General features: G+C 54.5%; 21 protein-coding genes. 8 read left to right on the top strand and 13 right to left on the bottom strand.

Annotation, left to right across the window (positions count from 1 at the left end; genetic code table 11):
* Window positions 1–522: 522 nt before the first annotated feature.
* From DXY16_RS05495 to DXY16_RS05475, 5 genes are all read right to left on the bottom strand, one after another.
* Complete coding sequence (locus DXY16_RS05495) at window positions 523–825, bottom strand: hypothetical protein (RefSeq protein ID WP_115120251.1); 303 nt, start codon at window positions 823–825, stop codon at window positions 523–525.
* A 242-nt stretch (window positions 826–1,067) separates the two neighbouring features.
* Window positions 1,068–1,268 carry a hypothetical protein gene (locus DXY16_RS05490; RefSeq protein ID WP_115120255.1) on the bottom strand — a complete coding sequence of 67 codons (201 nt, stop codon included), beginning with the start codon at window positions 1,266–1,268 and terminating at the stop codon, window positions 1,068–1,070.
* A gap of 3 nt (window positions 1,269–1,271) precedes the next feature.
* On the bottom strand, window positions 1,272–1,514 hold the full coding sequence (locus DXY16_RS05485; RefSeq protein ID WP_115120250.1) for a DUF2973 domain-containing protein: 243 nt from the start codon (window positions 1,512–1,514) through the stop codon (window positions 1,272–1,274).
* 81 nt (window positions 1,515–1,595) lie between these two features.
* Window positions 1,596–1,805 (bottom strand): hypothetical protein, encoded by a 210-nt coding sequence (locus DXY16_RS05480; protein WP_115120249.1) that lies wholly within the window; start codon window positions 1,803–1,805, stop codon window positions 1,596–1,598.
* A 181-nt stretch (window positions 1,806–1,986) separates the two neighbouring features.
* A complete protein-coding gene (locus DXY16_RS05475; RefSeq protein WP_115120248.1) occupies window positions 1,987–2,520 on the bottom strand; it encodes a PAP/fibrillin family protein in 534 nt (177 codons plus the stop codon).
* A 1,096-nt stretch (window positions 2,521–3,616) separates the two neighbouring features.
* On the opposite strand from DXY16_RS05475, the gene DXY16_RS14655 reads away from it, so the two are divergent.
* Complete coding sequence (locus tag DXY16_RS14655; protein WP_170953857.1) at window positions 3,617–3,775, top strand: hypothetical protein; 159 nt, start codon at window positions 3,617–3,619, stop codon at window positions 3,773–3,775.
* Window positions 3,776–3,956: 181 nt separating this feature from the next.
* On the opposite strand, the gene DXY16_RS14340 is transcribed toward DXY16_RS14655, so the two are convergent.
* The 6 genes from DXY16_RS14340 to DXY16_RS05445 form a co-directional block, all read right to left on the bottom strand.
* Entirely contained in the window at window positions 3,957–4,328 is a 372-nt protein-coding gene (locus DXY16_RS14340) for a hypothetical protein (protein WP_137007030.1), read from the bottom strand.
* 253 nt (window positions 4,329–4,581) lie between these two features.
* On the bottom strand, window positions 4,582–4,815 hold the full coding sequence (locus DXY16_RS05465) for a hypothetical protein (protein WP_115120246.1): 234 nt from the start codon (window positions 4,813–4,815) through the stop codon (window positions 4,582–4,584).
* A gap of 130 nt (window positions 4,816–4,945) precedes the next feature.
* Window positions 4,946–5,371: a hypothetical protein gene (locus DXY16_RS05460; protein WP_115120245.1), complete on the bottom strand. Its 426-nt coding sequence runs from the start codon at window positions 5,369–5,371 to the stop codon at window positions 4,946–4,948.
* Window positions 5,371–5,613 (bottom strand): hypothetical protein, encoded by a 243-nt coding sequence (locus DXY16_RS05455; RefSeq protein WP_115120244.1) that lies wholly within the window; start codon window positions 5,611–5,613, stop codon window positions 5,371–5,373. Before DXY16_RS05455 ends, DXY16_RS05460 begins: the two co-directional genes overlap by 1 nt.
* A gap of 199 nt (window positions 5,614–5,812) precedes the next feature.
* On the bottom strand, window positions 5,813–6,451 hold the full coding sequence (locus DXY16_RS05450) for a DUF938 domain-containing protein (protein ID WP_115120243.1): 639 nt from the start codon (window positions 6,449–6,451) through the stop codon (window positions 5,813–5,815).
* The gene (locus DXY16_RS05445) at window positions 6,444–6,767 is read right to left on the bottom strand and encodes a helix-turn-helix transcriptional regulator (protein WP_115120254.1); all 324 of its coding nucleotides are present in this window, start codon (window positions 6,765–6,767) and stop codon (window positions 6,444–6,446) included. The genes DXY16_RS05450 and DXY16_RS05445 overlap by 8 nt, the downstream gene beginning before the upstream one ends.
* A gap of 152 nt (window positions 6,768–6,919) precedes the next feature.
* Between DXY16_RS05445 and DXY16_RS05440 the strand changes: the two genes are divergently transcribed.
* From DXY16_RS05440 to DXY16_RS05430, 3 genes are all read left to right on the top strand, one after another.
* Window positions 6,920–7,945 carry an ArsJ-associated glyceraldehyde-3-phosphate dehydrogenase gene (locus DXY16_RS05440; RefSeq protein WP_115120253.1) on the top strand — a complete coding sequence of 342 codons (1,026 nt, stop codon included), beginning with the start codon at window positions 6,920–6,922 and terminating at the stop codon, window positions 7,943–7,945.
* A gap of 8 nt (window positions 7,946–7,953) precedes the next feature.
* The gene (arsJ, locus tag DXY16_RS05435) at window positions 7,954–9,210 is read left to right on the top strand and encodes an organoarsenical effux MFS transporter ArsJ (protein ID WP_115120242.1); all 1,257 of its coding nucleotides are present in this window, start codon (window positions 7,954–7,956) and stop codon (window positions 9,208–9,210) included.
* A 196-nt stretch (window positions 9,211–9,406) separates the two neighbouring features.
* The gene (locus DXY16_RS05430; protein ID WP_115019405.1) at window positions 9,407–9,646 is read left to right on the top strand and encodes a hypothetical protein; all 240 of its coding nucleotides are present in this window, start codon (window positions 9,407–9,409) and stop codon (window positions 9,644–9,646) included.
* Window positions 9,647–9,676: 30 nt separating this feature from the next.
* On the opposite strand, the gene DXY16_RS05425 is transcribed toward DXY16_RS05430, so the two are convergent.
* The gene (locus DXY16_RS05425; RefSeq protein WP_115120241.1) at window positions 9,677–9,904 is read right to left on the bottom strand and encodes a hypothetical protein; all 228 of its coding nucleotides are present in this window, start codon (window positions 9,902–9,904) and stop codon (window positions 9,677–9,679) included.
* Window positions 9,905–10,518: 614 nt separating this feature from the next.
* Here DXY16_RS05425 and DXY16_RS05420 point away from each other — a divergent pair.
* The 3 genes from DXY16_RS05420 (at window position 10,519) to DXY16_RS05400 (ending at window position 13,040) form a co-directional block, all read left to right on the top strand.
* On the top strand, window positions 10,519–10,788 hold the full coding sequence (locus DXY16_RS05420) for a hypothetical protein (RefSeq protein ID WP_115120240.1): 270 nt from the start codon (window positions 10,519–10,521) through the stop codon (window positions 10,786–10,788).
* On the top strand, window positions 10,789–11,646 hold the full coding sequence (locus tag DXY16_RS05415) for an RNA polymerase sigma factor RpoD/SigA (protein ID WP_115120239.1): 858 nt from the start codon (window positions 10,789–10,791) through the stop codon (window positions 11,644–11,646). It begins immediately after the preceding gene.
* Window positions 11,647–12,770: 1,124 nt separating this feature from the next.
* Entirely contained in the window at window positions 12,771–13,040 is a 270-nt protein-coding gene (locus DXY16_RS05400; protein ID WP_115120236.1) for a hypothetical protein, read from the top strand.
* A gap of 35 nt (window positions 13,041–13,075) precedes the next feature.
* Here the strand turns inward: DXY16_RS05400 and DXY16_RS05395 are convergent, their stop codons facing one another.
* Window positions 13,076–13,261: a hypothetical protein gene (locus DXY16_RS05395; protein ID WP_115120235.1), complete on the bottom strand. Its 186-nt coding sequence runs from the start codon at window positions 13,259–13,261 to the stop codon at window positions 13,076–13,078.
* Between the two features lie 443 nt (window positions 13,262–13,704).
* On the opposite strand from DXY16_RS05395, the gene DXY16_RS05390 reads away from it, so the two are divergent.
* The gene (locus tag DXY16_RS05390) at window positions 13,705–14,130 is read left to right on the top strand and encodes a cupin domain-containing protein (protein ID WP_170953856.1); all 426 of its coding nucleotides are present in this window, start codon (window positions 13,705–13,707) and stop codon (window positions 14,128–14,130) included.
* The last annotated feature ends 249 nt before the right edge of the window (window positions 14,131–14,379 follow it).

The raw sequence follows: 14,379 nt of genomic DNA, 5'->3' as shown, positions 1-14,379 counted from the left end.
TGGAAAAGCAGGGCAGTCAGTGGAGGTGAGGACTGATCCATCCCCCGGCACAACACCACAAAGCCCCGCTACAAGCGGGGCTTTGTGGTTGCCTGGGCGGCCTCGATCTTCTCCAAGAAGCACTGCTAAACATGTGTGTTCAGCAATTTCATTCAGGGGAATACAAAAAATGTAAGCTGGAAAAGATAGAAATACGCCAGGTTTCTGAACACAACGCTGATACTGCTTAGACAGCCTGGTCGTATTGATGGAGCGACTAAGCAGTCTTCCGACGCGGCCTGATCGAGAGGCTTGGAAGTGAGCGTTTGAAAGACGAAACTTTCGCAGCAAAATTCGCTTTGGTTCTAGTCAACGCAGCTTCACCAACCCAGAAGGTGAATAGCTCAGCTGCAGTGACGAAAACCACAGCGCCAATGATGACCAAAAGGAGAGCGGTGAAACGGCTTGGGTCCATGCTGGGAGGGGGATTGCTCTTGTTTAGATAGCCACAAAAGAGAGGGTTGGATCACGATGGCAAAAGCATCAGGGCCTGAGCCGGCCAAGACCAAAGCCCACCGTTAAGCCAATGGCAGCTCCTACGGCTGCGTTGCTGAGGGCATCGATGTGGCACTGGCCCATTCGCTTGGCGATCGGCAGAACCAGGCCTAGGGAGAGAAGTGCGCTGACAAGAACGAGCACGGTGTTGCCACGACGAACACCACGCTTCTTTGGTGGTTGCCCGTCGCCACCGGACAGGAGCGAACCAGGCTTATCCGTTCCACCACCATGACCAGAGGCCTGGTTGATTTCACGCTCCAAGCGATCGATTTCCTTTTCGGCGCTCATCAGCTCAGCAGTTCAGCCACCCCCATCTGAGCCCAGAGCTCAGATCTGCGCATCCCCCAACTGGGGGATTGTTCCGTGCTGGGCGTCTTAGGCCAGCGCCTTCTGCCAGGTGGGAGCGACAGAGCCATCGTCTCCAAAAAGGCGGCTCTGGCCCAGCAGCAGGAACACACACGAAACTGCGACCCACGCTCAACTAGGTCATTCACTGCTGGAGACGTTTTGCCGCCCCAGGCACAGGGACCTCAGCTGCTGGCTTCTAAGGCCAAGGCCGAGTTCATCCGTTTCTCTTCGTTTTTAAAAAAGTCGCCCCACATACTGACCAGGAAGCTCAGGGTCATCAACGACCGGAGCTGCTCTTTAGAGCCTGGTGCCGTGTACTTGAAATCCATCAACATCTGATCAGCGACACGCTGCTGTTCCTTGCACCGAGAATCGATGGACATCAATCAGCCCTGAGAAGGAGCAAAACCCTCTTGATCGGAGAAGCGCACGGTCCACAGCTCTTCATCAGTGATTTGCCCATGCTCATTCAAGAGTTCGGGATGCACGGTCCGAAGACCTGTCCTGTCCTGCAATCGTCTCATTGCTGATGGAGTTGTGCTGGTCGCCATTCGCATCATCCGAAATGCCTGCAGGAGAAGGCAAATCAAGACTGCCGCGTAAGCAAGCGGGAAGAGAGCAGAGAGCATCGGAACGCCCAACCATTATGAAGAAATATTAACAGGTGTGATTGTCTTGGCGCGGTTGGCCGCCATTGGGGTGCGGCGAGCTCAGAGAAGCGCGAGCGCCTGCATCACCTTGACGCGAATCCCACCAAGCTTTGACCAGGCGGCCACTGCTTCGGCTTTGCTCTTATAAGGGCGCCAATCGTCTTCGTCGATCCTGCGCTGCATGTGCTTGGCCACTCTCTGAGCGACTGTGACGTCACTGGGAGCATTCACGGCGATGGTCTTGCCGTTAATCACCAGATCAGGAGGCATCGCCTAAGTCACTCTCCACCCAGTCTGCAGTTCAGATGTCACGGCTAGTCATCAGCAAACGAGGAACGATGGTGGCTGTCAAGCAATGGATGGCTTGGAGCTGCAAAGCAATGTGAGCTCAGCCCAGTACAACCACAGCCTCAGGTGGGCGAACTGATCAAGCTTTGGCGAAACAAGTTGTTCAATACAAAAATTGCTGAGCACTGATCGCATCGCGTCGCGACAAAACAAAGGTGGTGCCTGCATTGCCTCGACAGATCCGCAGATCTCTGTCCAACACAGTGATGTCCAGCCAAGCAGGGAAACTTTGTTGCACCTCTCGCAAAAGCTTGATCTGGCCAATCCCAGGAATCCGTGGACCTAACCACCCTCCTTGACGGAAACGCACTTCAACCCTTTGGGAGTCGATCAATTTCAGGTCAGCCTGCACGCTGATGGCACCGATGGCCCCCAAGGGCCCGCGAAGACGAAGCAGGTTGCAGCCTCGTTGTTGCGCAGGATCCAAAATCTGAAGATTCTCAAGCCAGGGCGCCTGACGCAGCCAAGGCTGACTGGAACTACTCCAGCGCAGATCCCAAACGCCAGACAACAGCTCTGCATCGAGGTTTAGATCAGCAGGTTGCTCTTCTTCCACAGCTGCCACCAGCCTGCTGAGGCTCGGGTGATTGGGGTTGCTCTCAAGCATCGAAAGCAATGCGTCACGCTTGCTTGCCATTGCCCCTCACATCCTCAATTGATCCATGCTGGCTGCCTGACGCAAAGAGCGTGGAAAGGCAATTGCTGGTGCCCAGCAGTGCATCAGCAGAGGTCGCTGAACGGAAACGTCTTTCTCTCATGAGGGAGAAAGAGCCTCCTGCACTCATGGAGGCTTGTGGCAACGCAATCATTCTGAGGTCGACAAGACCCTGCTACGAAGAACCCTAAGCATCCAATCCACAGTGATCACTCTCTTCCAGCTCACCTCCCAGAGGCTGCTGTCCTTGAAGAGGTACCAGCCCAGAAGCAGACCGACTAGCCGCCAATCATGAGTCGAGGCAGGTCAATCAAGTTGCCCTTGCAGAGAAAGGAACACTGCCGATGCTGCAGACCAAGCAGCGAGAACAGCTCCGCAAAGAGAAAGCCGCCTTCCACGAAAGAAAGACGGCCCTGCTCTATGTGTTGCTTAAACCCAGTATTCAGAAGGCTGAATAGGGGGGGTCGAAGCGTCTGGCTGTTTGGCTTGTCGGGCCAGTCAGGCAGCTTCTAGAAGGTGCTCGGTTGGTCCGTCGTCACGCATTGGGACGCCTCCGAATCCGATTGATGGTTTTAGTGTCCACCAACCGATGGGTTCTAGGCATCGGTCGAATGGCGCATTGCCTTTAAAGCCAAAATCACCAAGAGTGGAAAATCGCTTGTGCAATGGCGGTTGCAAGGTCGGATCTCCGACTCAGAGACCTGATGCCTGGCTAGATCCACATGGCGTCAGCGCCAAGCAGGTGAGCAGTTGCGACAGGAGCGTGGAGTGCCACGCCAACCACTGCGCAGCAGTCTTGATGGCAGTGCGTTGAATCAACTGGGGGGAGAGGGCGAGATGATCTTCAGACAATCGTGCAAACCGCGATACTTGGGTAATGAGAAATCACCTAGGAAGCATGCGAGTGAGAGCATGCTTTGCCAAAGGCTGGGTATCAAAACAGAGGACTCTTGCAATTGTCTGATTCAACAATTCCAGAGTGGTGGTCAATCAAACAACCAGGCCCTGAGGGTGCGCACTAGTCAGCAAACAGAACGGAAGGCAGCAGATAAACTGCTGGACGACGACTCCTCTTCCAATGAAGCGCCTGCTAATCGTTCACAACCTTCTGGAAGGCCAAAAGATTGTGCATGAGCTGGAAGACAAAGACTTTGCCATTGAACTGGTAGAAGGAGACAATCTCGACGACAACGATGATTTAGATATTGAGTCTCGTCTCTTTTACAAACTTGACTAACCCTGGAGATCCTAAGAGCAACCATCAATTGAAAAGTCGCTTGCTTTCACCAAGAGGCCGAGGCAAACGAAACGCGACTGCGCACCTAAACCAAATCGCCTCCCTAAAGACTTCGCTATCGGGGGCCAAGAGGCCTCTGCCTCAAACTCCATTCATTCAGAAAATATCAACTGCATGACGATCAAGCCAGCCCCAAAGCATGAATCAATCCTTTGCTCACAACGATCAGGAAGAACACTGATGTGAATGCAACGAGGCCAAGACTTGCCAGGTTAAAAATGAGAGGACTTTGCTCTTGCTCAATCGACCTGGCTACTGACAGCCTATGGCCACGACCCTCATCCCAATAGGCAAAGACAAAACCTTTTCTCGACGTTAGCGTTGAATCATTGTGATTTGATCGAGTGGCGGAAGTAGACGTGACTGATTGAATTCGAGCCACGACATCCGACTCACGCCTAAAGATGCTCTCAAACCACTCGATATGCGTGAAGATACCAATGGACGCCCAGAACATCAAAGACGTACAGACCATTACATTTAGAATCGCCATCAGGAGACTGGAGCCTGACGTCATCTTCGCCTTGAGCCTTGATCAATCAAAACAATTTGATGCATCGCATGTCAGCTTATGGGCTCAACATGACCTCGAAAGCAACAATCGAAAAGATCAATTGACAGCTGTCTAGACAACAAGGGGCCTCGAGGAACGATGGGATTGGCAAGCTCATTGGCTGCTTCAAGCCTCGAGAAAACCATGACCACCCTCATCCCCATCAAATTCAGGCCTTCGATGCAGGCCTGGATTAGTGCAGAGACTCTGGCCAGATCGCTTTGCAATTGGGATCGCGAGCCAGGGCAGAGGTCTTGGCAAGCTCAGCGTCTGCATGGCCAAGGTGGTGCGCTGTAATCAGAAGCATGAGTCGCTTGATTGCCTTTCGACCCTGTGCCCGGTCGATCCAGCCCAGTCCGTAATAGGTACAGGTGGCATCGAGCCATCCCTTCGCCTCTCCTTGCAAGCGAATCTCCAAGCCATCCATGGCCGGAATAGCCTCAGCCGGGGAGCCACACAGAAGCGAAGCAGCGACAATTGGGAGAAGAAGGCGGCGCACGAAAGAAAGCTCGTATAAGGAATTTTAGAGCAGACAAATATTTTGACTGAACGATCGATCAACGAGAAGGAGATGTTCCATCCTTCGATCCGGGCAACCCACTGATCATCGCCTTGAGGTCACCAAGTGGCCAGCCAAGATTGCGCAGATGGCGCAGCAAATACTTTGAAGCCACAAAGTATTCAGGCCCGTAGCTGGCAGAGATTCCAATTTCTTCGAGTGTCATCAAGAGCAAGCGATGCTCCCGCTGGGTTCCTTCTCGCTCACCGAATAGAACAAACCCACGGGCCTCAAAATCTGCGCGTTGCTCACTGGATAACGCTTGGGCAAAACCGATCAACAACATGTGGTCGACTTCGCGATAAGCCGTGAAAACCTTTGCGTCCCGATGGACCTCAAGATATTGGTAGCGCTCGGTGACAGCGATCACCGATTCCATCGAGGGTGCCACCAAAGCAGCTTCGATCACGTCAAGCGAGCTCATCAAACACCTCCCAAGCCACTGGCCGAAAGCCGCTCTTCACAAGCGAGTTCGTAATTGCGAACAGCACCTGCGGGGATGGACCCACTGCTCTTGAGCTGCCGAACCGATAGCTCAACGCACTGCAGCACAACGCTTGTGAGCTCACGTCCCTCGCATTGGGCCCAACTGCGCAACAGCACATGCAGGCTCGGAGGAACAGACACCGTGAGCTTCACCTGATTTTCGCGGGGCAAGCCCTTCATCCACCGATCGCAGCAACCACAGAGTAGCCCTGTAGATACTCCAGAGCAACTGCTGGGCAGCTCCAAAGCAAACTTGCAGTCACCGGCAGCATCTTCTGGGCCACCCCAAGCCGTCTCCGCTCTTGATGCCATGACTTGGCAGCGATTGGCCCCGCAAGATCACAACCTGTGGCCCCGGCATCGCCCTATCCCCCTGCACTCAACGCCGATAGGCAATCGCAAGGTTGTTCGCAGGCATCGAGCGCACCTCGCCAGCCCTGAATCCACAGTGAGCAGCGAGTGCCTCGACAGCCTCAAGATCGCGCACACCCCAAAGCGGAGAGCGAGAGCGCAAGGAATGATCAAACGCTGCGTTGCTGTCGCTGGTATGGCATCCATTGCGTCGAAAGGGCCCATACAGCACTAAGGGCGCTTTCTTTGGGAGACGACTAGCCGCTTCAGCAAAGAGAGCCTCGCAACAGGCCCAAGGAGCTATATGGATCAGATTGATGGCAACAATGGCGGCGAGATCTGCCTGAAGTGATGCCCCCAAAGACCATGGCCGGGAGGCCACGTCGAGGGGCAAAGGTGACGGCATGCGAGCAGCCAAGTGTTCGTGAGAGATCCAGGCCGCAATGCTGGCCCGATGATCGGGATCAGGATCGCTGGTGTGCCAAACGAGGACAGGGAAACACTGCTGAAAGAACACCGCGTGCTCGCCGCTACCGCTAGCCACTTCCAGCACGTGACCGCTCTGAGGCAGCCAACGAGCCAGGACTGCAGCAATTGGCTCACGGTTGCGATAGGTGGCAGGGAATTCCAGTCGCAGGTCCCGATCCGCAAAGAAACCTTCAGTCATCACAACAGCTAGCGCGCCCTTCGCAGCGTCTCACCACAGCCCCAAGCCAAGCTTGCAAAGCTGCGATTGCCTGCGGTTGAAGCCGGTAATACACCCAGCGCCCACTCTGGCGGTCTGCCACGAGGCCGCTGTCCTTCAACACCTTGAGATGAAACGACAGTCGTGATTGCGCCAGCCCGAGGTCACCGGTGAGGTCGCAGACACAACGCTCACCCTCCGACAGGGCTTCAATGATCTGCAACCGCAAGGGGTCTGCCAAGGCCCTTAACAGGCTGCGTGCCGTTGCGGAATCCAAAGCGGGGAAGACTGCAGTCATCTGAAGACGGGGAGCTGGCCGCATAAGCGCCCTGGGCCAAGGCTCGACGCTATCGAGGCGTGTAAGCCAGGCACTTGCATCAAAGACTTTTGATGCATCAAGATCATTTGATCAATGTATTCCGTCTAGCCACTCGGCTGGCCAATCAGCTCATGCGTCTTGGCATCAACGGTTTCGGTCGGATTGGCCGTTTGGTCTTCCGTGCTCTCTGGGGACGACCCGGCATCGAACTGGTGCATATCAACGACCCGGGTGGTGACGCAACAGCAGGAGCTCACTTGCTGGAGTTCGACTCTGTTCACGGCCGCTGGAACCACCACGCGGAGAGCTCCGACGAGGGCTTCTGCATTGATGGCAACACGGTGAGCTGGTCACAAGAGAAAGAGATCACCGCTGTTCCCTGGCAGACCCATGGTGTGGAGATGGTGCTGGAAGCCAGCGGCAAGTTCAAAACCCCCGAACACTTGAATCCTTACTTCGAGCAAATCGGGCTGAAACGCGTGGTCGTCGCCTGTCCTGTGAAAGGAGTTGTGGCTGGGGAAGAAGCGCTCAACATCGTCTATGGCATTAACCATGATCGCTACAACCCGCAGGTGAATCGACTGGTGACAGCGGCCTCTTGCACAACAAACTGCCTCGCCCCAGTCGTGAAAGTGGTGCAAGAACACTTCGGTATCGAGCACGGAATGATCACAACCATTCACGACATCACCAATACCCAGGTGACCGTGGATGCATTCAAAACTGATCTGCGTCGGGCTCGCTCAGGGCTGAACTCACTCATCCCCACCACAACGGGATCAGCGAAAGCGATTGCAATGATCTTTCCAGAGCTGACCGGCAAGCTCAATGGTCATGCAGTACGCGTTCCGCTATTGAACGGATCACTCACTGATGCAGTGTTCGAGCTGAAACGCCAAGTGACTGCAGAAGAAGTCAATGCTGCATTTGCGGCAGCAGCCAACGGATCCCTGCAAGGAATCCTCGGTTTCGAGACCCGGCCCCTGGTGTCATGCGATTACACCAACGACAGTCGCAGCGCGATCATCGACGGCCCCTCGACGATGGTCGTCGACGGGACCCAGCTCAAGATCTATGCCTGGTACGACAACGAATGGGGATATAGCAACCGTATGGCTGATCTTGTTTGTTACGTCGTCGCCAACGAACAAGGCTGACGCAAGCAATGAAACTCTCAGCTCTGCAGCAATACAGCGTGGTGACTGCCAATTACTGGGCTTTCACACTCACCGATGGAGCCCTGCGCATGTTGGTGGTGTTCCACTTCCATGCCCTTGGCTACAGCACGCTGGAGATCGCGTTCCTCTTCCTCTTTTATGAATTCTTTGGTGTGATCACCAACTTGTATGGAGGCTGGATCGGTGCTCGTTATGGATTACGGCTCACCCTTTGGGTAGGCACCTTGCTGCAAATCCTGGCTTTGCTGATGCTGATCCCAGTAGCAGCAACCTGGCCGAAATTATTGAGCGTGGTCTACGTCATGGTGGCGCAGGCAATCAGTGGCGTCGCAAAAGATCTCAACAAGATGAGCGCAAAGAGCGCCATCAAGACCGTGGTGACCGCTTCTCCAGAAGACAGCCAGAAGGGTGAAACACAACTCTTCAAATGGGTCGCAATCCTGACGGGATCCAAAAACGCGCTTAAAGGCGTGGGCTTCTTCCTGGGTGGTGTTCTACTCACCGCTTTCGGCTTCAATGCTGCCGTGGGCTGGATGGCGGCCGGACTGGCTATGGCCTTCCTGTTGACACTGGTTCTGCCGGGTGAAATCGGCAAGATGAAAGCCAAGCCTGCGTTCTCGGCGCTTTTCTCTCAATCACAGGGCATCAACATGCTCTCGTTGGCTCGGTTCTTCCTTTTTGGAGCCCGTGATGTTTGGTTTGTGGTGGCCCTACCAGTGTTTCTCGAAGCATCCCTGGGATGGACCTTCTGGGAAATCGGTGGCTTTCTCGGCCTGTGGGTGATTGGCTATGGCATCGTCCAGGGATCAGCGCCGGGGCTACGAAAGCTGTGGGGCCAGACGAGCAGTCCGGGAGTCTCGGCCATCCAATTCTGGTGTGCGCTGCTGACATCGATCCCGGCGTTGCTTGCTGTTGCCCTTTGGCGAAACGTCGACGTGTCGCTCGCAATCACCGCAGGCTTGACGGCTTTTGCCGTGGTGTTCGCGATGAATTCGTCGATTCACTCCTACATGGTGCTGGCTTATACCGACCAGGAGAACGTGAGTCTCAATGTTGGCTTCTATTACATGGCGAATGCTGCTGGCCGCCTGGTAGGAACGCTGCTCTCCGGAGCGATCTTCATGCTTGGAGGGTCCGAGCAGGCAGGCATGCAAGCCTGCCTATGGACATCCTCTCTACTCGTACTGCTGTCATGGCTGAGCAGCCTCAGGCTGCCATCACCAAGAGCTTCTGCCGAAACATGAATCCAGCAACTGGCGAAACACAGTGGTGCGTGCACTTGCGGTGCAAGCAGGATTTGGAGTCGGTCATTCAGACGAACAAAGCCTGTGATCTCGATGAGAAGAGGGGAAGCGTTGTGCCAGAACGAACTAAAAAGTGGCCTTTAATACATCAAAAGATGCGGCTCCAGGCCTGAATAGTGAGGTCTGGATCGCTTGGATGGCCTACGAACCTGGAACCCCCGACTGCCGGCTGTTGATGGATGCCAAAGCAAGCCTCGAGCGTGCCCTTCACACACTCAACGGACTGCCGCATACCGACCACATCCAACGCCAACTGGTCTCGATCTACAACCAGCTCGAAGGGATGCATGAGCTCAAACGAGCAGGCGGTGCGGATGTGTCGTTTCGATCTGCCGATTGGAGTGCCTCCAGTTCCAGCATTAAGCCGACTCCGTAAAGAAGCACCCGGACGTCACTGCGAAGAGATCTAGTGAGACATCCCATTCGGCGGGACCTGATAGCTCTTGCGCTTGGCAAAGGCGTAGTGCTGAGAACGGCTCCTTGCATCGATACGGATCGACTCAGCCAATAGCTTTCCAGGCAGGCCAAGATGTCGTTCTTCCTCCTGACGCCAATACTCCTGAATATTGCGAGGCCAGTGGCGCGCCATCCGTTCCAGCTTCGGGCGTTGCTCACCAAGCTTGATCACGCTCATGACCCCACTCCAACCAACGGACTACTCCACAGCTAGCCAAAGCGGACTACCACGACCACATCGCAACAGAACTAGAACCAGTTGAAGGAGCGCGAGCGCTGAGGGCTGATGATCAGGCCAGTGATCAAGAGAGCGGGTGTTAGCGAACAGGCTGGAACAGCTCTTCGCGGTCATGATCACCGCCGGCCTGGTGTTGGGTAATTTCTGGTTATTCACGCCTTGGCGCAACGGTCAGGACCCAAGAGAACACAACCGAGCGCCCAGCCAAGACCTTCAGGAAGGACGAAGGGAAAGAGGTTGATCACCTGCGAGAGGTTTGTTGTAGTCATCGCTGGACGACACGACTATCTAAATGTGAGCCAATGAGACCAACGATGGGGAGCGAGAAGGGATGCCCAGGTTGACTCTCTGGTCTGTGAACACTGGTTGAGGCGAACACAAGAGAACATGTAGCGAAGGACTGCAAGCTGAAACAACAGCCATCATCCACAGTTGATTAACAACGTCCAGATCGAATGGATCACTCTCCAAACCCTACAAAGGTGGAGAGAAAAGAGGGCCGAGAGCACTACTCCGGGAAGAAAAGCGAATGGAACTCTTGGGAACAGGCACAGATGAAAGCACCCTGCGAGCTCGCAGGTCAGGAGCCGAAGACAGAAAGCGGAAGACTTACCGATGAGTTCCGGCCCTACGCCTTCATTGCCGTTGAAGTATTAAGCATCGATGAGATGCAGCTGGCCCTCAAACCCATCAACACGGTCGGATCCCGCCGAAGCGTCTTCCTAACAGAAAGCACGTCCTCAAGCGATCGACCTGTACAGCGCCAAGGCAAACGCCCTGGACTCCTCCATCGACGGCCCTCTGCTTTGACTCACACCAGTTAGATGTCTTCAACCAACACCAGCCAGATGGACCACTATCTGGCGCAGATCGGGCGGATCCCTTTGCTGACGCCTGCGGAAGAGATCAGCCTGGGCAATGCGGTTCAGCGTGGGTTTGCGGAAGATGCCTCACCCTCAGAGAAGCGTGCCGCCCGCAGAGCCAAGGAGCGGATGATCAAAGCGAATCTGCGCCTCGTGGTCAACGTGTCGAAGAAATACCTGCATCGTCAGCGAGGAGCTGCAATGGAGTGGCCGGATCTAATCCAAGAAGGAACGATTGGGCTGAACCGTGCCGTTGAGAAATTTGACCCCGAAAAAGGCTACAAATTCTCCACGTACGCCTATTGGTGGATTCGCCAGGCGATCTCAAGAGCACTGGATCAGATGTCTGCCTCTATCCGGCTGCCAACCAATATGAACCTTCTCCTCACAAAACTGAGTCAACTGCCAGTGGAGACCCCGAAGGCTGTGATTTGCGAAGAGCTGAAGATCACAGAAGCTCAGCTTGAGAATCTGTACAAAGCACGTCAGACACGCTGGCTAGGGAGCCTTGATGCACACCTATCAGGAGCCCCAAGCGGTGAAGGCTCAACCATTGGGGAATTGGTTTGGGATGAGACATCAACACTAGATGTCGAGAAGTTCCAATGGGACGGAGTGCAAGAGAGACTACGCAGCCGGCTCGAGTCTGATCGCAACAGTGACAACGACATCCTCGTCAGAAATGCAGTGAACAATGAATCCCTACAGTCCATCTCTAAAGACCTGGGAATCTCCCGTGAACGAGCCCGACAAAAAGCTCAAAGAGCACGCAGACGGTTGGCAACAAGCCTGGAAGAGTATCGCCATTTAGTCGCCTAGATCATGCGTCAGGCCCCTGGGAGAGCATCAAGCGCCCAAACTGCATTGATCAGACACGAAGGCCAAAGCCTGAGTCGATCCAGGAACTAAACCTCCGGGTGTCACAGAGGCATCAACAGAAGCCTTTGCAAACGTCGGAGGCAATGCATCGAGGGCTCAGGCTTTGACAACAACAAGCCCCGTGGGGTTCCGCTGCATTGCCCGGACCTTCTAACCACTGAATGACGACATCCTTCTGTCGGCATCTAGGCCTTGATCGCGGTGTTTTGGTTGGTCACGCAGGCACGTTGACACCCAACCAAGCGATCACAGCATGCATCGCTCAAGCATGGGGCTCGACACGAAGGCTGTCGTGAACTGAATCTTGGAGAAGGGTGATGGCAAAAGGGAACTTGATGGCTATGAGTAGAGAAGGCATTCTCTTCTTCATGACCGTTTCTCCGATCAAAGCCAGGGCAGCTCAGCTAACAAAGCTGGTCGGAGTGGGGTCTCTCTCTCATCTTGTGATGGAGCGTTGGGCGACTCGTCGGATCGCAAAGCACTACCAACATGAACCGATGTGCCCCTCTGGTGAACTCGAAACCATTGACTGGTCATGACGCCTCGAGCGAACAGCACCATCGATAGAGGCACACGACCTAGGGACACCACTGCTAGTTGTGGCAGTGATGGAACAGGCTGAGAATCACAAGCATGAACTAGCGCTGTTCAAGTCGAGGAAGTAATTTAAATGCGTGAGGAAAAATACTTTCAGGGTGGCAACAAGGACACACTTCTGAATGTATTTTACAAACCCTGCCTTCGGCGGGGTTTCTTTTTGTCTGCACTCTAGTTGTTGCATTGCATCCCACTGATCGCAAGCAGGCGGGAATGGAAATTGAACTCTCTCCAGTGATTGCCAACATCTGTGTTGCTGCACCAGCACAGATCATGCTTGATGCAGTGGGGGCAGACGAGAGATGCAATGGGGCCAAATCAATTGGAAGCATCTGCCAAAACAATCAACCCTGGAAGGGATCTGGTTCGTCCTCTCCATCGAACGACCACGTCCGAAGGCATCCGTGCCTCAGCACACCAACGCTTGCAACCAAAAGCGTTAGGGTCGCAGCCCATGACGAGGTGTTGTGATTCACAGTGTTCTCTCAGTCCTGATTGCCGCAGTGATGTGGGTACAAGTGCCTCAGCAGCAAATCGACTGGTCAAACTGTGCAGTGGATGTGCCGGATGTCGCCTGCCATTGGTACGTCGCAGCCCCTGACAACACTTTTGGTGAAGGCTTTAATTGGGCCTCGGCACCTTGGTTTGACGCCAATGGCCTCAGCGATATCGCCAAGCTCAACAGCACAGTGGCAACCATTCATGAACAGGCCGTCAAGTCTGAAACGACCACCTAAGCCTTAATGGGGAGAAAGCGAAACATGAGTGCCGCTTAAGCCGATTCAGCCGTCGGACGATCCACCAAAGCCGCTGCAAATTCTTCAAATGCAGCGGCCGCCACGGCCGGGGTTGACTGGTGCTTCAACTCCCACTCGGCAACGAGGGCATGCATGTCTTCCCACATGTCCACCATCGCCAGTGGATTGAAACCTGATGGATCGGCCTGATCTGCAGACATGAAGTGAGCAGAGAACGAAGGATTGTCATCATCGCTGAGATCAACAACGGCAGGTCATCAAGGCAGCGGAGACCGAACGTGACGCAGGTGCAGAGCCATGAGCATCGAGGACATGAGCAGACAGCCGTCACAAACCATTCAGTGCTGTGAGCCCAGCCACTGACTGGCGTTTGCGCTGTTGTGAGCAAGCTCACAGCTGGAGGGGATGAAGGTCATCAGCTGAAGCGGTGAAAGCGGAGAAGTCATTCTGATCAGTCAGTTGACAGGCTGGGGATCCCTCAGAAGCGTTGCTGGATTGCCTTCTGCGGATGGAACCAGTGATCTGTTCGCCTTCCCGTACGACTCAGTGGGGACTACCCCACTGAATTTGTCTGCTCTTCGGAGTTAGGACAGAACTGTTCGAGAGAGAAGCCATGAATCATGCACAGCTAACTCCGTCAGTGATGGGTAGCCTCCCTGCTGATGGACGCCCGCAAGCCCTTCACTTGGCTGGTGTTGACATCACCCCACTTGTATCGGGTTCCGCCTGCAACAGCTATGAGCTGGGACTGGTCGCTGGCTGTAATGGGCATGGCACACCAGCCCACTCACACCCCTGGGACGAGACCTATTTCGTGATCAAGGGCGAAGTCGTGATCGGGGTGGGAAACCAGGAGAAAGCTTTTCATTCTGGAGATCTCGTCCATATCCCTGCAGGCGAAAGGCATTGGTTTCGATTCGACAAAAGCGGAGAAGCTCTTGATCTCACATCTGGTCAGAAAGCATTCGCCATGTTCGAAGCCCTTGTTGATGTCCCAGACGGATCTTCTGCGGACAAGTACTTATCCATCGCCAAGACCTATGGCGAGGAAGATCGCCGAAAAGGATGAGCGCCCTAGCCGGTGAAAGATCAGGCAACACACAATTGTTCTAACCCCGCCACGAGCGGGTTTTTTCATGGCATGGAGGTTGTAGGGATCAACGTGTTCAGGCGCTATTAGCCCAGACACTGACTGGTGTTTGCGCTGTTGTGAGCAAGCTCACAGCACTGCTTGAGTCAGATCAGCAGGTCAGCTGGTGATTCCGGAGATGGTGAATGCATCGGAGGGAGCGATCCCACCTCACTCATCACCCCCATC

The sequence above is a fragment of the Synechococcus sp. UW105 genome (genome assembly GCF_900473935.1).
GTDB lineage: Bacteria > Cyanobacteriota > Cyanobacteriia > PCC-6307 > Cyanobiaceae > Synechococcus_C.
This window is presented reverse-complemented; position numbering and strand designations above follow the sequence as displayed.